We start from the raw sequence: 17,483 nt of genomic DNA on the forward strand, positions 1-17,483 counted from the left end.
GCATTTCGGGTGCATGGTGCCCCGGCGACCGCGGTCCATCGTTCAGAATCTTCCTGTGACGGCACAGCATCCGCGGGGGCGCCCCCGGGGTACCACCAAACGCGAACTCGAACTGATCGCCATGCGACTGTTCAGCGAACAGGGATTCGACGAGACGACGGTCGAGCAGATCGCGGCGGCCGCAGGAATCAGTGGGCGCACCTTCTTCCGCTACTTCCCGGGCAAGGCCGAAGTGCTGTGGTACTCGTTCGACGACGAGGTCGCCGGGTTACGCGCCGCCTTCGCCACCGTCACACCGGACGAGCCGATGATGGCGGCGGTCCGGCGGGTGGTGGTGAACGCCAACCGCTACCGCGCCGAGGATGTCGCGGAACTGCGGACCCGGATGAAACTGGTGGCCGAGGTCCCCGCCCTGGCCGCCACGGCCGGCGCTCACTACGACGCATGGGAACGCGCGGTGGGCGAGTTCGCGGCGTCCCGGCTGGGCGAACCGGCGGATTCCCTGATTCCCATGGCGGTCGGCCGCACCACCCTCGCCGCGGCCCGCGCTGCCTTCGACGCGTGGGTCGCCGGCGCCGATGCCGACCTGACCGTTTATCTCGATCGCGCACTGGTGGCCTTGGAGAAAGGTTTCGCCGTAGCGGACGCGTTCCCGGTCACAACCGGCGAGTAAACCGGACCGGCAGGTTTCACCGGCATAGGAGCACGGGTATGACTAGGCTCGGTATCGGCAAGACCGCCGAAGTCATTACGATGTACCGGACCGCCGTCGAAAGGGGCACAAGTTACATGTCCGAGGTGTCCATGGGCCTTTCGGCGGACTCATTGGCCGAGGTTTCCGTCGACAAACTGCTGCCGCAGTTGGTCGAACATCTGCGCCAGAACCGCACCGCACTACGCGAGGAATGGGCGCGGCGTATCACCGAGGCACGGTTGCTCACCGCCATGACGCCCGACGAGGTTTTCTCCGAGGCGACGTCGGTGTACGACAACTATGTCGAGGTGCTGGAAACCGGCAGTGTCGAAGCGTTGCAGGCCTACGCGCGTGATCTGTCCGAACGCATCATCCCCAGAGGAGTCGAAACCGACGAAGTCCTCGGTATGGTGCTGCTGCTGCGCGATGTCCTCGCGCGCTCCCTGTTCGAAAAGTACCAATCGAACTTCGACCTGCTCAACGCCGTCCTCGACGCCTACGAACCGGCCGCGAATCGCATCGCGAACACCGTGGCCATCTCGTTCGTCCAGGAACGCGAGCGTGTTATCCGGCAGCAGCAGGAGGCCATCCGCGAGCTGTCCACCCCGGTGTTGCAGGTTCGCGAACAGCTGCTGATCCTGCCGATAATCGGCGTGCTCGACAGTCAGCGCGCCCGCCAGCTCACCGAACAGCTGCTGCGGGCGATCCGGGACAACCGAGCCAAGGTGGTCGTCATCGATATCACCGGTGTGCCCGATATCGACTCCACGGTGGCCAACCACCTGGTGCAGACCGTGGACGCCTCCGGGCTCATGGGCGCCAGCGTCATCATGACCGGCCTGTCGTCGGAGATCGCGCTGACCCTGGTGACCATCGGATTGGATCTGTCGAAGATGAACGCGGTCGGCGATCTGCAGGGCGGTATCGAAGAAGCGGAACGGTTACTGGGCTACGAAGTGTCGAGAGTGACCGAACGCAGCGAACGCGATTCGCGCTGACGGAATCGATATGCCGGTACCTATCCTCAAACAGGGCACATATCTGATCGCATCCGTCCAGTCCGCGCTGACCGATGCCGATACCGAGCGACTACAGGACGACCTGATGAAGCAGGTCAGCAAGTACCGCGCGCAGGGCATCATCGTCGACGTCACCGCGATCGACGTGATGGATTCCTTCGCCGCCCGATCACTGCGCACCATCGCGCATATGACGCAGTTACGCGGCGCCGAGACCGTGATCGTCGGTCTCCAGCCCGAGGTCGCCTTCGCCATGGTGCAACTCGGCCTCACCTTCGAGGATATGCACACTGCGCTGGACCTCGAGGAGGGCTTGGCTTGGCTGAACCGGAAATCCTCGGCCCGGCACCAGCATCGAGATGGTCGTGACAGTGGCCGCTGATCGGGTGGTAATCGCGGTGAAGATGTCGAACGACATCGTGACCGCACGTCAGGCCGGGCGTGAGCTGGCCGAGGAACTCGGCTTCACGCTCACCGACCGGACCATGATCTCCACGGCGATCTCCGAGGTCGCCCGGAATATCACCAGTTACGCCGGCAGCGGTGAGATCCGGCTGCAGGTGGCCGAGCGCGACGGACGTCGCGCTCTTGTGGTTCAGGCCAAGGACCAGGGGCCGGGCATCATCGATATCCCGCGCGCCATGGAAGACGGGTACTCCACGGGCCGGGGCCTCGGTTTGGGCCTGCCGGGCGCCAAACGACTGATGGACGGGATGTCCATCGAATCCGCACCCAATCAGGGCACGTTGGTGGAGATGTGGAAGTGGGTACCCCAGGGTGCATGAGGACGGTTTCATCGGCCGGATCGAATGGGCCGTGGCCGGCCGCGCTCTCCCCGGACAGGATGTTTCCGGGGACCGCTGCGTGGTCCTGGACACCGGTACCGGCTCCGTACTTTTCGCGGTACTCGACGGCCTCGGCCACGGCAGCGCGGCGGCGGCCGCGGTCGACCGCGCCGCCCGGGTCCTCGGCGAGCACCGTGCCGAACCCTTGGATGTCCTGATGGCGCTGTGCCATCGGGCGATGTCGGATACCCGCGGCGCGGCAGTGACGCTGGCGTTGTTCAGCGCGCAGGAAGCGCAGTGGCTCGGTGTCGGAAATGTGGATTCCCAGGTGGTGACCGTCGGACCCACCGGGCCGCAGGTCAGCGCCACCGTTTTGCAGAGCGGCGGGATCGTGGGCTACCGGCTGCCGTCGAACCTGCAGCCGCATACGGTTCCGGTACGCCCGGGCGATCTCCTGCTCATGTCCACCGATGGGGTGGTGGTCGAACCGGCCGCGGGTATCGACCTGGCTGCATCGACGGCGGATATCGCCCGCGAGCTCGTGGACCGGCATGCCAAGGACACCGACGACGCCCTGGTGCTCGCCGCCCGGGCCCGCGGTGTCGCCCACGACCCCGCGCCCGGACACGAAGCGTCATGACCCGCCGGGGCAGGATATGAGCGAGATCCTGACGGCGTTCCTCGACACCTATGCCGACGCCCTGCGGCGTCATCTCGCCGCGCCCGAACGCGACGGGCTGGCCGAGGCCCACGAACTCGGCCGGCGCGCGCTCGTGGAGGGGATCAGCCTGCTCGACCTCACCGAGCACCACTTCCGGGTGGCGAAACAGGTGCAGCTCGAAGCGGACGCGCAGGAAACCGCTGCCACCGGGGCCGCCCGCGCCGACAGCCCGCTCGCCGAGAACGCCCTCGAATTCCTGTTGCAGACCTTGATCACCCTCGATGTGGCCACCCGCGGCTACCTCGACGGCACCCGCCGCTACGAACAGCAGCGTTCCCGCGCCGACGATCTCGCCGGACGTGACGAATTCCGTACGGCCCTGGTGGAATCGCTGCAGGACGGTTTCTTCGTCGCCGACGCCCGCGGCACGATCATCGAGGTCAACAAGGCGTTCGGTGAGCTCACCGGATACGGCGCGTGGGGCGTCCCCTATCCGATACCGCATCCGTGGTCGATACCGGAGGGACCGCGCTACCCCGACCTGGGAACCGAGGCATCCCGGTTCGTGGTGCCGATCCAGCATCGGGACGGCCGGCGCCGTTGGATCGGAGTGAGTACCAGCGCACTGGTGAAACCGGACGGCGAGGAACACATTTTCGTCGGCACCGTCCGCGATGTCACCGCCGAGCACGACGCCCAGGCCCGCGATCAGGCCGCCAACCGCCTCGCCACCGCTCTCGCCGCGGCGACCACGGTGGCCGAGGTGCTCGAGGTGGGGCTCGACGAACTGCGGCGTACGGTCGGCGCGGAAACCGCGGTGGTGGCAGTCTGGGCCGCACATCAGGCGCCGGAGGTGTACGTCTCCGGGACACCGCCCACCGGGTCCACGGAGACGAGCGCCACCGGCCTCGAACCCGCCACCGAGGCCATTCTCAAACGCGCGCGACTGCGCCCGGGCCGCACCCTCATCGCCGTCCCCGAGGGCGCGGGCAGCGCGGAGGGGATCGTGGCACCGCTCGGCGAAACAGGGGATGCCGCCCTCTGGCTGCGGTTCGCCGTACCGCGGGTGGTCGACGCCGCCGATTGGACACTGTTCTCGCTGCTCATCGGGCACCTCAGTCTCGCCGTGCAGCGGGCACGCAACTTCGACCAGGCCCGCTCGACCTCGCTGACCCTGCAGCGGGCCATGCTCGGCCCGATCGAACTCCCACCCCGCTTCTCGGTGCATTACGAGCCCGCGCTGCCGCCGCTCGAGATCGGCGGCGACTGGTACGACGTGGTGCCGCTACCGGACGGGACCATCGGGGTCGTGGTCGGTGACTGTGTGGGTCGTGGATTGTCCGCGGCCGTGGTGATGGGGCAGCTACGCACCGCCGCCCGCGCGCTGCTCCTACGCGGCGCCGGACCGGCGCAGCTGCTCACCGAACTGGATCCGGTGGCCGCGCGTATCCCCGGCGCCCTGTGCACTACCGTCTGCGCGGCGGTCCTCGACCCGGTGCGCGGGCTGGTCCGCTACAGCAATGCCGGGCATATGCCGCCCATCCTGGCCGATGTGGACAAAACCGGCCGGCTGCTCGAAGGCGGCCGATCCGTTCCGCTGGCGACCTTCGAAACGCTGCGCCGCCCCGAGGCCACCACTCCCCTGCCACCGGGATCGACCCTGGTGTTGTTCACCGACGGGCTGGTGGAACGCCGCGGCGAGGATATCGACGAGGGTTTCACGAAGATCGCCGAAACTCTGGCCGGTACCGCCGAGAAACTGCCGCGCGAGGTGGCCGATTCGGTACTTTCGGCGCTGCGGCCGGACGGCGGATACGACGACGATATCGCCATGGTGGTCTACCGCCAGCCCCCGGAACCGCTGAAACTGGACCTACCCGCCCGGCCCGACCGGCTGACCATGCTGCGCCGCACCCTTACGGCCTGGCTGTCCGCGGCGGGGGTTCCGCACAACCTGACCGCCGATCTGGTCGCCGCGACCAACGAGGCGTGCAGCAACAGCATCGAACACGCCTACCAAGACGGCGCCGCGGATACCGAACGGGTGGTGATCACGGCCGAATGCGATGGCGACCGGGTGGTCATCGAAACCACCGATACCGGGACATGGCGGCCCCGCCCGGCGGATCCCGGTCCGCGGGGCCGGGGAATCGATATGATGCGGGCACTCACCGAGGAACTCGCGATCGACCATCCGGGCGCCGGCACCCGCGTGCGGATGTCGGTGACTCTGCCGGCGATCACGTTCCCGGTGGCCAGCGCCCTGCGCGGAACGAACAACCGCTCCCGCGGGGGTACGATGCAGCGAGATCGAGAGGCCCATGGCAGATTGTGATGATGTGACGAACTCTTCCCCGGACGCGAACCCACTGACGGATACGATGACGACTTCGGTCGCCGACCACGACGGCGTCACCGTGCTCACGGTGACCGGCGAGGTCGATCTCGCCACGGCACCCGCCCTGGAGACCGCGATCGACACGGCGCTCGACGCCGGCACTGGCCATTTGGTCATCGACCTCGCGGCCGTGAGCTTCCTGGCCTCGGCCGGGATGGCTGCATTGGTCGCCGCACATCAGCGCGCCGGGGACAAAACCACCATCGCCCTGGTCGCCGAGGGGCCGGCCACCAGCCGTCAGTTGAAGATGACGGCACTGGACCAGGTCTTCGACCTGCATTCCACTCTCGACGGTGCACTGGCGAGCGCCCGGGGCGCCTGACCTCACCGCTGCCCCGGCGATCCGCCCGGCTCGACCGGCGGTCGCCGGGGACTGCGGCACCGCACGATTCCCGTAACCGGCGATTCGAATCTCGTCGGGCTTCGCACACTGCCCACGAGAGGACAGGGCCCGCGCATCCCGGGATACGCGGGCCACAGCATTCCGAATTCGGGCGAAAACCTGGACGGCATTCGGGCGAAACCTGCACAGCCACGGCTACGGAGGCCCTGCCCGCGAACAGTCCCTCCGAACTTGCCCTTTTCTGCCCACGGCTTCGCGGCCACGCCCGGCACGCCGGACCGCCCTGCTCGCCGGCAATCCGACCGGGTCGGCCGGTCGTTCGCAGAGGCGGAGTCCGCCCAACCCCGAATCGAGCGGGCGGCGGCCCCGGGGACTCTCCCGGCGGCCGAAGTCGGCGATACGGCGGAACTCATGGGCTCGTCGGTCTGCCGTTGACCGCCCATTCCGGGACCGCGGTACCGGCTCAGTTCACATCTGCGGCCCCAGTCGGCCATGGTGCCTTGGATCGGCCCGGCGAGGTCGAATGGACCCCGACCATGATGCCGATCTGCGGCCGATGAGGTTTATCGTCGCGTCAACCGGCGATACGGCAGGATTCCTGGAGTTCGAGGCCGGGCATTCCAGCCGGGCACGGGAGGCCGTCGCTTGCCTCGCGCACCCGGCTGGGGCTCAGGTCAGTCGCAGAGGGTGCGGAGTTGTTCGATCAGCGCGACCCGTTCGGCCGGGGTGGCCGCCAGTGGCGCGACATTGAGGACGGTGACGCCGGCTTCGGCGAAGGCGGCGATCCGTTCCTTGACGTATCCCGCCGGGCCGATGAGCGAGACATCCCGGACCAGCTGGTCGGGGACGACCTGGGTCGCCTCGTCCTTCTTCCCCGCGAGGTACAGCTCCTGGATGCGGTCGGCCTCGGCGCCGTAGCCGTACTTGGTGGCGAGGGTGTGGTAGAAGTTCTTGCCCTTGGCGCCCATACCGCCGATGTAGAGCGCGAGCATGGGTTTGACGAAGTCCAGGAGCGGCTCGACGTTCTCACCGATTGCCAGCGCCGGCCCGGCGTAGACGTCGAGCGGGCCGAGTTCGGGGGCACGCTTCTGTGCGCCCGCACGCAGGGCGTCACCGAAGACGGCGTCGGCGCGTTCGGGCAAGAAGAAAATCGGCTGCCAGCCTTCGGCGACTTCCGCGGCCAGGGCGACGTTCTTCGGGCCGAGTGCGGCCAGTAGCACCGGGATACGTTCGCGGACAGGGTGATTGATCAGCTTCAACGGCTTGCCGAGCCCGGTACCGGCACCTTCGGGAAGCGGGATCTGATAGTACTTGCCCTGGTAGGTGAGCCGTTCCCGGCGCCACACCTTGCGGCAGATCTCGATGAGCTCGCGGGTACGCCCGATCGGCGCATCGTAGGGAACGCCGTGGAAGCCCTCGATGACCTGCGGTCCGGAAGCGCCCAGGCCGAGCACGAAACGACCGTCGGAGACGAAATCGAGCCCGGCCGCGGTCATCGCGGTCAGCGTGGGTGTGCGGGTGTAGAGCTGCATGATTCCCGAGGCCAGTTGCAGCCGGGAGGTTTTGGCCGCCAGGTAGCCCAGGGCGCTCACCGCGTCGAACGAGTACGCCTCGGGGACGAACACGATATCCAGGCCGGCCCGTTCCAAATCGGCCACTTCAGCCGCGGCTTCCGTGAAACCGCCCGAATAATTGATGCTCAATCCGATCCGCATGCCCTCAACATAAACCCGGCTACGGGGTGGCCCGGCACCGGCCACGCCGGGAGACGCGGTAGGTTGAGGGCAGTAACCCCGTGCGCAGTGCAGCTAACTTCGAGCTACCGTGTCGAGAAAGGCCTGATCGTGTCGCAGCCCACCCAATCGCCCCAACCCACCGAAGCCGGTTTCGGCGGGTCGCCGATCGGCGACTACCTGGGCGAACTCGCGGCGAAGGTGCCCGCACCGGGCGGCGGCGCGGTCGCCGCACTGCATGCGGCCCAGGGGGCGGCACTGGTCGCCATGGTCGCGCGGTACACCACCCGGGCCAAGGACGCCGAGCACCGACCGGTCGTCGACCGGATCATCGAGGCGGCCGACGCGGCGCGTGAGCGCGCGCTCGCCCTCGCCGACGCCGACGCCGCTGCCTTCACCGCGGTAGGAGCGGCCTACAAGCTGCCCAAGGAATCCGAGAGCGAGAAGGCCGAGCGGGGCGCCGCAATCGAGGCAGCACTGCTCGAGGCCGCCCGGGTTCCGGCGGCCGTGGTCGACGCGGCCGACGGCGTGCTGGCCCTCGCAGCCGAATTGCTGCCGATCGGAAACACGAATGTAGTCACCGATATCGGCGCTGCCGGCGCAGCCGCACGGGCCGCCGCGGTGACCTCACAACTGAATATCGAGATCAATCTGGGGTCACTTCCGGATGCGCGCGCCGCGGCATTCACCGAGGTCCTCGGCCGGATTTCGGAAATCACCGCACGCGCGGATTCGCTACACCAGGAAGTGCTCCATGCGGTCCGTACCTGAAACGCGTGCACATATCTGCACGCGCGAATTAACCAGGTATATGCCGAACTGGGATTATTCGGGATATCAGTAAGAAGACGGCACGGGTAGAATGGGCGGCGTTCGGAGATATTCACAGTGCTCCACCGCTCGACCCAGGCACCATCGGCTAGACCGGCCGGCGGAGTTCCGGTGGCCGGGAACTGTTTGCTCCAGCTCGACGAGTGCAGGAGGTAACGGTGAGGATCGGGTACACATCGACGCCGGAAGCGGCGGAAGTCTCTGAGCCGGGAATCGATGTCATCACCGAACACGGAGTCGTATCCAATATCGCCGACTGCTCGGCAGATCCGGGCACTTTGACACCGGGCCAGGCCCGGCGCGCCCACGATATCCACAGACTCTGTTCTCCCGAATGTCTGGTCCGTAGACGCGCAGGCCTCACCCTGGCCATCGCCGCACCACCGGACCGGCCTGCTTTCGGTATTTCGCCCGGCCGTTCGGCCCGTTACGGCGATTGATATTCCCGCGCGGCGGAGGCGAACAGCCCCGCACGCCGCGCTTCATTCTGCCCGCCGGAATATTCCGGCGTGCTTTCGATAGCTCCACGCGCTCCCAACGAATGGTTCGTGATCAGCTCCACCCATTGGCCGGGCGGCGCTCGACAACTGTCGTGCGGCCACAAAACGAGGAGGAAAGTTGAGCACCATATTCACGAATGCGGAATCCGAACCGGATACTCCGGCGCGAAAACCCCGGCGCGCCCGCTTCGGCGGAGCCGGGCGTAACCACCCGCTGAACATCGTGCTGGTCGCGCCCCCGTATTTCGATGTGCCCCCGGCCGGTTACGGCGGCGTCGAGGCCGTGGTGGCCGAACTCGCCGACACGCTGGTCGCGCGCGGGCACCGGGTGACGCTGCTGGGCGCCGGAAAGCCCGGTACGGAAGCGGAATTCGTGCCGGTCTGGGAGACCACTCAGGCCGATCGGCTGGGCGACCCGTTCCCCGAGGTCGTCAATGCCCTGAAGGTGCGGCGCATGGTGGAGAAACTGGCCCGCTCCCGCCATATCGACATCATTCACGACCACACGTTCGCCGGCCCGCTGAACGCCCCGGCCTACGAGAACCTGGGCATCCCCACCGCGGTCACCGTGCACGGGCCGGTCGACAACGATATGTGGGAGTACTACGGATCTCTCGACGAGCACACCCGCCTGGTCGCGATCAGTGACCGGCAGCGGGAGCTCGCGCCGAGTTTCAACTGGATCGGCCGGGTGCACAACGCATTGCGCCCGAGCGAATGGCCCTTCCGCACCGAGAAGCAGGACTATGCACTGTTCCTCGGCCGTTACGCCCCGTACAAGGGACCGCAGCTGGCCCTGCGGGCCGCGCACGAGGCCGGGATCAAACTCATCCTGGCCGGTAAATGCAACGAGCCGCCGGAGAAGGCGTTCTTCGCCAAGGAGATCGAACCGCTGCTCACCGATACCGACCACATCTTCGGGGAAGCCGATGCGGTCGCCAAACGCGAACTACTGGCCGGTGCGCGCTGCCTGCTGTTCCCGATCCGCTGGGAAGAGCCCTTCGGCATCGTGATGATCGAGGCGATGGCCTGCGGTACCCCGGTGGTGGCGTTGCGTGGCGGTGCGGTGGAGGAGGTGATCGAAGACGGTGTCACCGGCATCATCTGCGATCATCCGGACGAATTGCCCGCCGCCATCGCGAAAGCGAGTGAACTCGACCCGCATGCCTGCCGCCGCCGCGTCGAAGATTATTTCGGCGTGGATCAGCTCGGTGCGGGCTACGAGGCCGCCTACTACCGCATACTCGATGCATGGGACGAGGCCCACAGCAGGGGCCAGGCACTGTCCGCCGTCGGTATGCGCCGCACCGCGGTACCCGCGATCCGCGCCGACGCCGGCACGACACCGGTATGGAGTAGGGCATGAATGCAACGCCGAGTATTCTCAACTCCGGCCAGCCCGCCGCCATCAATGGCGGCGGGGGGACGGTCACCCTGGTCGAGGCAAGCACGTTCTGCCTTTCCGACCCACTCGGCGATATCCATTCCGGCACTTCGCAAGGACTGTTCTATCGCGATGCGCGGGTGATCTCGCGCTGGGAACTACGCCTGGACGGCCAGCCCGCCGAACATCTGACGGTACTCACGCCGGAGGCGTTCAAAGGCCGGTTCATCCTGCGTAAACCCCCGCGGGCCGGGGTCGCCGACAGCACCGTGCTGGTGGTCCGCCGCCGGCTCATCGGCAACGGGCTCAAAGAGGCCATCTCCGTGCACAACCTCGGGCACGAGGACACGGCGATGACCATCACCCTGTTCGTCGACTCCGATTTCGCCGACCTGTTCGCGGTGAAGGAGGGTCGTAACCACGGCGGCGGTGCCGAACACAACGCCGTCGACGGCGATCTGCATCTGACCGACCACAACGAACCGGGCCGCGGCCTGACCGTCACCGCCACCGGCGGGGCGGTCATGCTGCCCGGCACCATCACCTGGCAGGTGGTGGTGCCGGCGCGGGGGCGCTGGGATACCGAAATCCTGGCTCAGCCCGTGGTCTCGCACCGCAGGGTGCAGATGGCTTTCGGTGACGACGAGGACAGCCCGATCAGCCGGTTGAAGGCGTGGCGGGCCACCGCCACCGATCTGACCGCCACCGATCCGTCGCTGTCCGACGTCCTGCAACGCACCGAGAGCGATCTGGGCGCCCTGCGTATCGACGGCAGTACCGACGGCGCCCCGGCTTACGTGGCCGCGGGCGCACCCTGGTTCATGGCGCTGTTCGGCCGGGACAGTCTGCTCACCTCCTGGATGGCGCTCCCCCTGGATTCGGCACTCGCGGTCGGCACCCTGCGCCGACTGGCGGATCTACAGGGCACGAAAGTCAATCCGATCACCGAGGAAGAGCCGGGACGCATCATGCACGAGATGCGGCACGGCCCTGCCAGCGGCCAGGTCCTCGGCGGCACCGTGTACTACGGGTCGGTCGATGCCACACCGCTGTTCGTCATGCTGCTGGCCGAATGCTGGCGCTGGGGCGCCGGAGACGCGGTGGTCCGCGAACTGCTCCCGGCAGCGGACGCGGCGCTGGCCTGGATCGACGAATACGGTGACAGCGACGGCGACGGGTTCGTCGAATACCGTCGCAAAACCGATCGCGGACTGAGCAATCAGGGCTGGAAGGACAGCTTCGACGCGATCAACGACGCAACCGGACATCTGGCCGAACCGTCCATCGCGCTGTGCGAGGTCCAGGGCTATGTGTACGCGGCGCGCCGCGCCCGCGCCCAGCTCGCCGAATATTTCGGCGATACGGGCACCGCCGAACGCCTGCGCGAACAGGCCGAAACGCTCAAGGCACAGTTCGACGAGGCCTTCTGGGTCGCCAAGAACGGCTGGTACGCGGTCGCCCTGGACGGCCAGAAGAACCAGGTCGACGCCCTGACCAGTAACGCCGCGCAATGCCTGTGGACGGGTATCGTCTCCGACGAACGCGCCGCCGAGCTGATCGAACGGCTCGCCGATGCGGCCATGGACAGCGGCTTCGGGCTGCGCACCCTGGCCTCCTCGATGGGCGCCTTCAATCCGATGAGCTATCACAACGGCTCGGTGTGGCCGCACGACACCGCCATCGCCGTGGCCGGACTGTTGCGGTATCGGCATATTCCGGGTGCGAGCGAACTGGCCGAACGGCTCACCACCGGCCTGCTCGACGCGGCCGGCGAGTTCGGCGGGCGGCTACCCGAATTGTTCTGCGGATTCGCCCGCACCGATTTCCGTTCACCGGTCCCCTACCCCACCTCCTGCTCTCCGCAGGCCTGGGCGAGCGCCGCCCCGCTGCTGCTGGTGCGCTCTTTCCTCGGGCTGTCCCCGTGCGCGCCGACACGCACCCTGCGGGTGACCCCGCAACTTCCACGGGAATGGGGCAAGGTCGGACTGACCGACCTGCGCTTGGGTCCGGCCACGGTGAGCATTCACGCCGAAGGCTCGACCATGCATGTGCACGGGCTACCCGATGACTGGAAACTTGTCACCGAATAGCAATCGCTCGGTGTGTCTACATCGCAAACAGGTGCCGGGACGATATCCTTGCTGGTTTAGTTGATCATGGCCCCTTAGGATGGACGTCTGTCCACCAGTCCTCCGTAAGGGGTGGAACCATGAATATTGTTGCCCGGCACCTGTTTCTGGCTCTCGCTGTCGCACTGTCACTGATCGTCGTCCCGGCTGGGGCGAACGCCGCGACCGCCGGCGTTGCCGGCTCCGCCGCGGTCACCTCGGTGGCTCCGGCCGACGGCGCAGTCGTCGGAATCGCCCACCCGGTTACCGTCCGGTTTTCCGATCCGGTCACCGACCGGGCCCGCGCCGAGAAAACGCTGTCGGTGACCGCCGACCGGCCGCTGCCCGGTACCTACTCCTGGCACGGCGACCGGGAACTGACCTGGACACCCAGCGGATTCCTCCCGGCGAACACCACATTCACCGTGAATTTCGGTGATCAGCGCACCCAGTTCCAGACCAACGGCGGAGTAGTCGCCGACGCGAACATGTCCACCCATACCTTCACCGTCTCCATCGGCGGCCATGTGGTGCGGACCATGCCGGCGTCCATGGGTAAGCCCGGGTTCGAAACCCCGACCGGCACCTACCCGGTACTGGAGAAGTTCCGCAACCTCATCTTCGATTCCCGCACCATCGGGATCCCGCTGGATTCGCCGGAGGGCTACCTGATCGACGGCGAATGGGCGGTACGGCTCACCTGGGGCGGTGTCTTCGTCCATTCCGCACCGTGGTCGGTGGGTCAACAGGGGAATTCCAATGTCAGCCACGGGTGTATCAATCTGGCGCCCGGTGACGCGGCCTGGTACTACGAGAATGTCGGTATCGGCGATCCGGTGAACATCCACTGGTGAGCCCGCCGCGGCCCCTGTGCTGCGCCGCGCCCGCGGATCCACTAGAACAATGGGCAGCGAGCGCGTGCAATGAGTCGATGAAGGGGGCCCGCGTGATGGACCGACCACCGCCGGGTCCCGGCACTCCCGGCACCGGCGGAGAGAACCCGCCCATCCGGCCGGGCCACTACGCCGGCGACCCGGACCGGACGCGGCCCCCGGAAGACCCGTTCCCCGACTACGGCGATCAACGGCCGGAACCCCGTGCCGCATTCGGCCCCGTGTCCCCCGCCTCTCCAGGCCCGGCCCCCGGGTCCACGCCCATCGACCAGGCCGACCCCATGCCCACAGTGCCCATCCCGCGGCTACCGGACGTGGGCAGTGGCCACCCGGCACCTCCCGTCGAGCCCCCCGGGAGCGTGACGGACCCCGAACTCCTGCCACCGGCCGTGACCGAACCGCAGTATCGACCACCGGACCCGGCCGGTTACTCGACGCCACCGCCGGATTCCGGCGCACCCGGTCGTTTCTCGTCCCACTCCGCCGAGCAGCCCGCCTACGCCGGATACGAGGGCAGTTGGGCGGACTGGATGACGTCTTCGGACGGCTATCCACCACGACCCGGTGTCGAGGACACGCAACCGGTCGCCCCCGGCACCGGATCGGCTTCGTGGGACGACGAACCACCGGTCGATGACGTACCGGCGAAAACCCCGGAGGTGTCCGTGGCGGACACACCGGATTCGGATGCCGGTACCGCGCCGACCACCGCGCGGGAACGGCTCCGGGCCCGGCTGGCACCCCGCGAGGTGCCCGCGCCGGTACCGGTATCCGCCCGCACCGCCGGCGCTCCGGGCCGGAAACGGCTCCTCCCGGTGCTGCTGGGTGTAGCGGGGGTCGCGGCGCTCGGGGCGGCCGCCTATGTGCAATTCGCGGTGGTGGGAGCCGGAGAACCGACCGCGGCGCCCACCGCCGCGAATCCACCCGCAGCCCCGGCACAGGACATCCCACCGGCAGCGGACCCGAACTGCCCGGCCGAGCGCATCGGCAACACGGTGCAGGGCAACGGTCCCGGCGGCACCGGTTCCGGAACCGACGCCATTTTCGGTTTCCAGCACGCCTATTACGTGACCCGATCCGGTGAGCAGGCGCGAGCCGTGGTGGCTCCGGACGCGGCGGTTCCGGTTGCCGCCGATATCCAGCACGGTATCGATACGATCCCGGCCGGTACGACGCACTGTATCCAGATCACACCGGGGGCGTTCGTCGGCCAGTACACCGTTGTCGTCACCGAACACCGGCCCGGATCCGCGCCGCTGGGATACAACCCGCAACTGGTGACGACGATGCGAATCGGTGACCGAACCTTGATCACCGGTATCGGCCCCATGCCCTGACCGGCACGATTCGGTCCGGATCTCCGCAGGTGGTGGTCGGCGGCCTCGCAGCCGGGCAGACTCGGAAGATGGACGCTATCGGTACGGCTCGGGTCCCCGACCATCCGACGGTGCAGGCCGCTCTCTCCCTCGCTCGCCGCGCCCCCTCGGTCCACAACACCCAACCCTGGCGGCTGGTCTTCGACGGCCACCGGCTGCAGTTGTACGGCGATACCTACCGGCGGTTGTCCTCGGCCGATCCACAGGGCCGGCAGTTGATCATCAGTTGCGGCGCCCTGCTGGACCATATCCGCACCGCGTTCGGGGCGGCGGGCTGGTCCACGCGCGTGACCCGGCTGCCCGATACCGCCGCGGACCATCTCGCCGAGATCGACTTCGACCCCGCCCAGGATGTCTCCGATACCGTCCGGGCGCGCGCGGCGGCCATCGATCGCCGCTATACCGACCGGCTGCCGATGCTGCCACCGCGCGATTGGGAGCGGGTGGAGCCCGCGTTACGGGCAGTGGCCGCAGCCTACGAGGTCACCGTGACCGTGCTGGAGGCGTCGGCCCGGCTCCGACTGGCCGCCGCGTCCGCGCAGTCGGCGGCCCTGCGGGCCTACGATCCGCAGTACCTGAACGAACTGCACTGGTGGGCCGGTAACGACTCCCCCGCCGACGGTGTCCCGATCTCGGCACTGGTCTCGGCCGCGGAACTCGCCCAGGTGGGAGTCGGCCGGGCCTTCCCGGCCGCACCGCCGTCGCTGCGGCGCGGCGAACTCACCGATGCGTCGCAACTGCTGGTACTCGGATCGGCCGCGGATACACCCGCCCAGTGGTTGCGGGCCGGCGAGGCCCTGTCCGCGGTGCTGCTCGAATGTACGGCCGCGGGGCTGGCCACCTGTCCGCTGACCCATATCACCGAGGTCCCGACGAGCCGCCGCGCCATCGCCAACCTGGTCCCCGGACGGGTGGAACCGCAGGTGGTCGTCCGGGTCGGTACGGCACCCACCACGGCCGCGCAGCCGCCGACACCACGCCGGCCGGTCGGCGATTTCCTGGATCTGCACCGGTTCGGCTGACGCGCTGTCCGACCGTTCCACGGCGCGGGAACATCGGGCCGCGAAGCCCGATTGTCTCGCCCGGCCACCCGTTACTCTGTCGTGATGACGACCCAGCAGCCCGCTCCGGAGGAGCGGCGGCCCGCGAACCGCGGACCGAAGGCTGCCGCTCACAACCGGGCGGCCCTGATCACCGCGGCCCGGGAAATCTTCGCGGTACAGGGCTTGGACGCCCCACTCTCGGCGATCGCCCGCCGGGCGGGGGTCGGGCAGGGCGTGCTGTATCGGCACTTTCCCGACCGGGAGGCCATCGCGGCCGCGGTCCTGGAGAAGAACGTGCGTGAGATCGAGGGTGCGGCAGCGGTCGACGGCACCTCTCTCGCCGCGGTGCTCGGGGTGGTGACCTGGCACCAGACGCAGTCGGCCGCGTTCATCGGCCTGTTGCACGCCAACGGGATGAACGACCGCGCCGATACCCGTGCGTGGTCCCGGAAACTGTCCGAGCGGGTCGAGATCGCCCTGCGCAACTGCCTGCCGGCGGATCATCGGCTGAGTGCGGACGATCTCATGCTGGCCATTGCCATGGTTTCCGGCGCCGCCACCGGCCCCACTCCGCAGGAACGTGAGCGCCGCGCGGTGGCGGCCTGGCGTCTGCTCGGCATCACGGTGGGACCGGTGCGCCCGTTCGAGGACGAGTGAAGCGTCCGGTGTCACCCGCCGTTCGACTGGCGGATCCCCTCCGCGAGTGCCTCGAACGTGTACAGGTAGCCGCCGGCGGGGCCGCTGACGGTCAGGTACGCCGTGGTCGCGCCCGGTGTGATCGCCACATTGGTTGCCGATTCCAGGCCTTCGGTGCCATCCGGTAGCTCGACTGTCGCGAGCCGTTCGCCGTTCGGGCTGTACACCGCCATTGCGGCCCGGCCGTGCAGGGCCTGGTAGATATTGCCCGCCGCGTCCACGGCGATCGAGTCGGTCTGGGCGATACCTCCGTCGACGCGGATGGCGGTGTGCCGGGGGCCGGTTCCGCCCTTCTCGCCGAGGTGCAGGTAGGAGATCCGGTTCTCGATCAGCTCGCTGACCCACAGCCCGCGATAGTCCAGGTCGAACGAGATCCCGTTCGGCGCGGCCAGGTCGTCGGCCAGGACGGTGGCGTTCTTGCCGGTTCGGTCGATCCGCACCACCCGCCCGATCGCGGCGCCGTCGGAGAGGCCGCGGGAGTCGCTGATGTAGAGGGTGCCGTCGCGGTCGAAGGCGATATCGTCGGGCTGCATCCGGGCACCGTCGACGGGACCGGTGAAGAATGTCCGGCGATCGGTGCCGCCGGGAGCCAGCGAGACGATCTCGCCGTGCGCGAAATCGGTCAGGTAGAGCCGGCCGTCGTGCGGGCTGAACTGGGCCGATGTATAGGCGCCACGGTCGTCGGTGAACAGCGAATGTGAGGTCTTCTGTTCGATATCGACCCGCATCACCTTCGGTTCGCCGCCGGGTGCGGGGACGTCGACGACGATCAATTCACCGTTCTGGTCGAATGTCGGGCCCTCCAGCAGGGTCATTCCGTTCTTTGCCGGTGCCGTTTTCAGGCGCATGAACTCCTCGGCGGCGAGGGTCCGGCCCGCACTGTTGCGGGCCGGTTCGCCGACGGAGCCGGCGGTACCGCATCCGGTCAGGACCAGCGTTGTGAGGGTGGCCGAAGCCATCAGTAATCGGGGTCGAGGTCGTCGCATGGAGGAATCACCTTTTCTTCCGTGGGCTGTCGT

General features: G+C 67.9%; 17 protein-coding genes. 15 read left to right on the forward strand and 2 right to left on the reverse strand.

Annotated elements, in window-relative coordinates; all coding sequences use genetic code 11:
• The first annotated feature begins 55 nt into the window (after positions 1-55).
• The 7 genes from mftR (at position 56) to ON22_RS14545 (ending at position 5,879) form a co-directional block, all read left to right on the forward strand.
• A complete protein-coding gene (mftR, locus tag ON22_RS14515; RefSeq protein ID WP_051157620.1) occupies positions 56-673 on the forward strand; it encodes a mycofactocin system transcriptional regulator MftR in 618 nt (205 codons plus the stop codon).
• Between the two features lie 116 nt (positions 674-789).
• Positions 790-1,692 (forward strand): STAS domain-containing protein, encoded by a 903-nt coding sequence (locus tag ON22_RS14520; protein WP_033241695.1) that lies wholly within the window; start codon positions 790-792, stop codon positions 1,690-1,692.
• Positions 1,693-1,702: 10 nt separating this feature from the next.
• The gene (locus ON22_RS14525; protein WP_033241694.1) at positions 1,703-2,095 is read left to right on the forward strand and encodes an STAS domain-containing protein; all 393 of its coding nucleotides are present in this window, start codon (positions 1,703-1,705) and stop codon (positions 2,093-2,095) included.
• The gene (locus ON22_RS14530; protein ID WP_033241693.1) at positions 2,085-2,498 is read left to right on the forward strand and encodes an anti-sigma regulatory factor; all 414 of its coding nucleotides are present in this window, start codon (positions 2,085-2,087) and stop codon (positions 2,496-2,498) included. Before ON22_RS14525 ends, ON22_RS14530 begins: the two co-directional genes overlap by 11 nt.
• Complete coding sequence (locus ON22_RS14535; protein WP_033241692.1) at positions 2,491-3,138, forward strand: SpoIIE family protein phosphatase; 648 nt, start codon at positions 2,491-2,493, stop codon at positions 3,136-3,138. The genes ON22_RS14530 and ON22_RS14535 overlap by 8 nt, the downstream gene beginning before the upstream one ends.
• Before the next feature lie 16 nt (positions 3,139-3,154).
• Positions 3,155-5,494, forward strand: a complete 2,340-nt coding sequence (locus tag ON22_RS14540) for a SpoIIE family protein phosphatase (protein WP_051157621.1) — start codon at positions 3,155-3,157, stop codon at positions 5,492-5,494.
• A 4-nt stretch (positions 5,495-5,498) separates the two neighbouring features.
• Positions 5,499-5,879, forward strand: a complete 381-nt coding sequence (locus tag ON22_RS14545; RefSeq protein WP_373280861.1) for an STAS domain-containing protein — start codon at positions 5,499-5,501, stop codon at positions 5,877-5,879.
• Positions 5,880-6,574: 695 nt separating this feature from the next.
• Here the strand turns inward: ON22_RS14545 and ON22_RS14550 are convergent.
• Positions 6,575-7,615 (reverse strand): LLM class F420-dependent oxidoreductase, encoded by a 1,041-nt coding sequence (locus ON22_RS14550; protein ID WP_033241690.1) that lies wholly within the window; start codon positions 7,613-7,615, stop codon positions 6,575-6,577.
• 129 nt (positions 7,616-7,744) lie between these two features.
• Here ON22_RS14550 and ON22_RS14555 point away from each other — a divergent pair, with 129 nt between their 5' ends.
• The 8 genes from ON22_RS14555 to ON22_RS14590 all read left to right on the forward strand — a co-directional run bounded on the left by ON22_RS14555 (position 7,745) and on the right by ON22_RS14590 (position 16,425).
• Entirely contained in the window at positions 7,745-8,404 is a 660-nt protein-coding gene (locus ON22_RS14555) for a cyclodeaminase/cyclohydrolase family protein (RefSeq protein WP_051157638.1), read from the forward strand.
• A gap of 218 nt (positions 8,405-8,622) precedes the next feature.
• Positions 8,623-8,904: a hypothetical protein gene (locus tag ON22_RS14560; protein ID WP_156052195.1), complete on the forward strand. Its 282-nt coding sequence runs from the start codon at positions 8,623-8,625 to the stop codon at positions 8,902-8,904.
• 274 nt (positions 8,905-9,178) lie between these two features.
• Complete coding sequence (locus tag ON22_RS14565) at positions 9,179-10,330, forward strand: glycosyltransferase family 4 protein (protein ID WP_231508166.1); 1,152 nt, start codon at positions 9,179-9,181, stop codon at positions 10,328-10,330.
• Positions 10,327-12,438: an amylo-alpha-1,6-glucosidase gene (locus ON22_RS14570; RefSeq protein WP_033241687.1), complete on the forward strand. Its 2,112-nt coding sequence runs from the start codon at positions 10,327-10,329 to the stop codon at positions 12,436-12,438. Before ON22_RS14565 ends, ON22_RS14570 begins: the two co-directional genes overlap by 4 nt.
• A gap of 119 nt (positions 12,439-12,557) precedes the next feature.
• On the forward strand, positions 12,558-13,310 hold the full coding sequence (locus ON22_RS14575) for a L,D-transpeptidase (protein ID WP_033241686.1): 753 nt from the start codon (positions 12,558-12,560) through the stop codon (positions 13,308-13,310).
• Between the two features lie 77 nt (positions 13,311-13,387).
• A complete protein-coding gene (locus ON22_RS34655) occupies positions 13,388-14,686 on the forward strand; it encodes a DUF8176 domain-containing protein (RefSeq protein WP_156052194.1) in 1,299 nt (432 codons plus the stop codon).
• Positions 14,687-14,754: 68 nt separating this feature from the next.
• Positions 14,755-15,747 (forward strand): Acg family FMN-binding oxidoreductase, encoded by a 993-nt coding sequence (locus tag ON22_RS14585; RefSeq protein ID WP_033242335.1) that lies wholly within the window; start codon positions 14,755-14,757, stop codon positions 15,745-15,747.
• An 84-nt stretch (positions 15,748-15,831) separates the two neighbouring features.
• A complete protein-coding gene (locus tag ON22_RS14590; RefSeq protein ID WP_033241685.1) occupies positions 15,832-16,425 on the forward strand; it encodes a TetR/AcrR family transcriptional regulator in 594 nt (197 codons plus the stop codon).
• Positions 16,426-16,436: 11 nt separating this feature from the next.
• On the opposite strand, the gene ON22_RS14595 is transcribed toward ON22_RS14590, so the two are convergent.
• Positions 16,437-17,450 carry an SMP-30/gluconolactonase/LRE family protein gene (locus ON22_RS14595; protein WP_033241684.1) on the reverse strand — a complete coding sequence of 338 codons (1,014 nt, stop codon included), beginning with the start codon at positions 17,448-17,450 and terminating at the stop codon, positions 16,437-16,439.
• Between the last annotated feature and the right edge of the window lie 33 nt (positions 17,451-17,483).

Origin of the sequence: Nocardia carnea NBRC 14403 (genome assembly GCF_000308515.1) — a bacterium.
Taxonomy (GTDB): domain Bacteria; phylum Actinomycetota; class Actinomycetes; order Mycobacteriales; family Mycobacteriaceae; genus Nocardia; species Nocardia carnea.

Bases quoted from the DNA above. Each gene is read 5' to 3' on its own strand.
- ON22_RS14520 (WP_033241695.1), top strand. From the start codon at position 790: ATGTCCGAGGTGTCCATGGGCCTTTCGGCGGACTCATTGGCCGAGGTT.
- ON22_RS14525 (WP_033241694.1), top strand. From the start codon at position 1,703: ATGCCGGTACCTATCCTCAAACAGGGCACATATCTGATCGCATCCGTC.
- ON22_RS14540 (WP_051157621.1), top strand. From the start codon at position 3,155: ATGAGCGAGATCCTGACGGCGTTCCTCGACACCTATGCCGACGCCCTG.
- ON22_RS14550 (WP_033241690.1), bottom strand. From the start codon at position 7,615: ATGCGGATCGGATTGAGCATCAATTATTCGGGCGGTTTCACGGAAGCC.
- ON22_RS14570 (WP_033241687.1), top strand. From the start codon at position 10,327: ATGAATGCAACGCCGAGTATTCTCAACTCCGGCCAGCCCGCCGCCATC.
- ON22_RS14575 (WP_033241686.1), top strand. From the start codon at position 12,558: ATGAATATTGTTGCCCGGCACCTGTTTCTGGCTCTCGCTGTCGCACTG.
- ON22_RS34655 (WP_156052194.1), top strand. From the start codon at position 13,388: ATGAAGGGGGCCCGCGTGATGGACCGACCACCGCCGGGTCCCGGCACT.
- ON22_RS14585 (WP_033242335.1), top strand. From the start codon at position 14,755: ATGGACGCTATCGGTACGGCTCGGGTCCCCGACCATCCGACGGTGCAG.
- ON22_RS14590 (WP_033241685.1), top strand. From the start codon at position 15,832: ATGACGACCCAGCAGCCCGCTCCGGAGGAGCGGCGGCCCGCGAACCGC.
- ON22_RS14595 (WP_033241684.1), bottom strand. From the start codon at position 17,450: ATGCGACGACCTCGACCCCGATTACTGATGGCTTCGGCCACCCTCACA.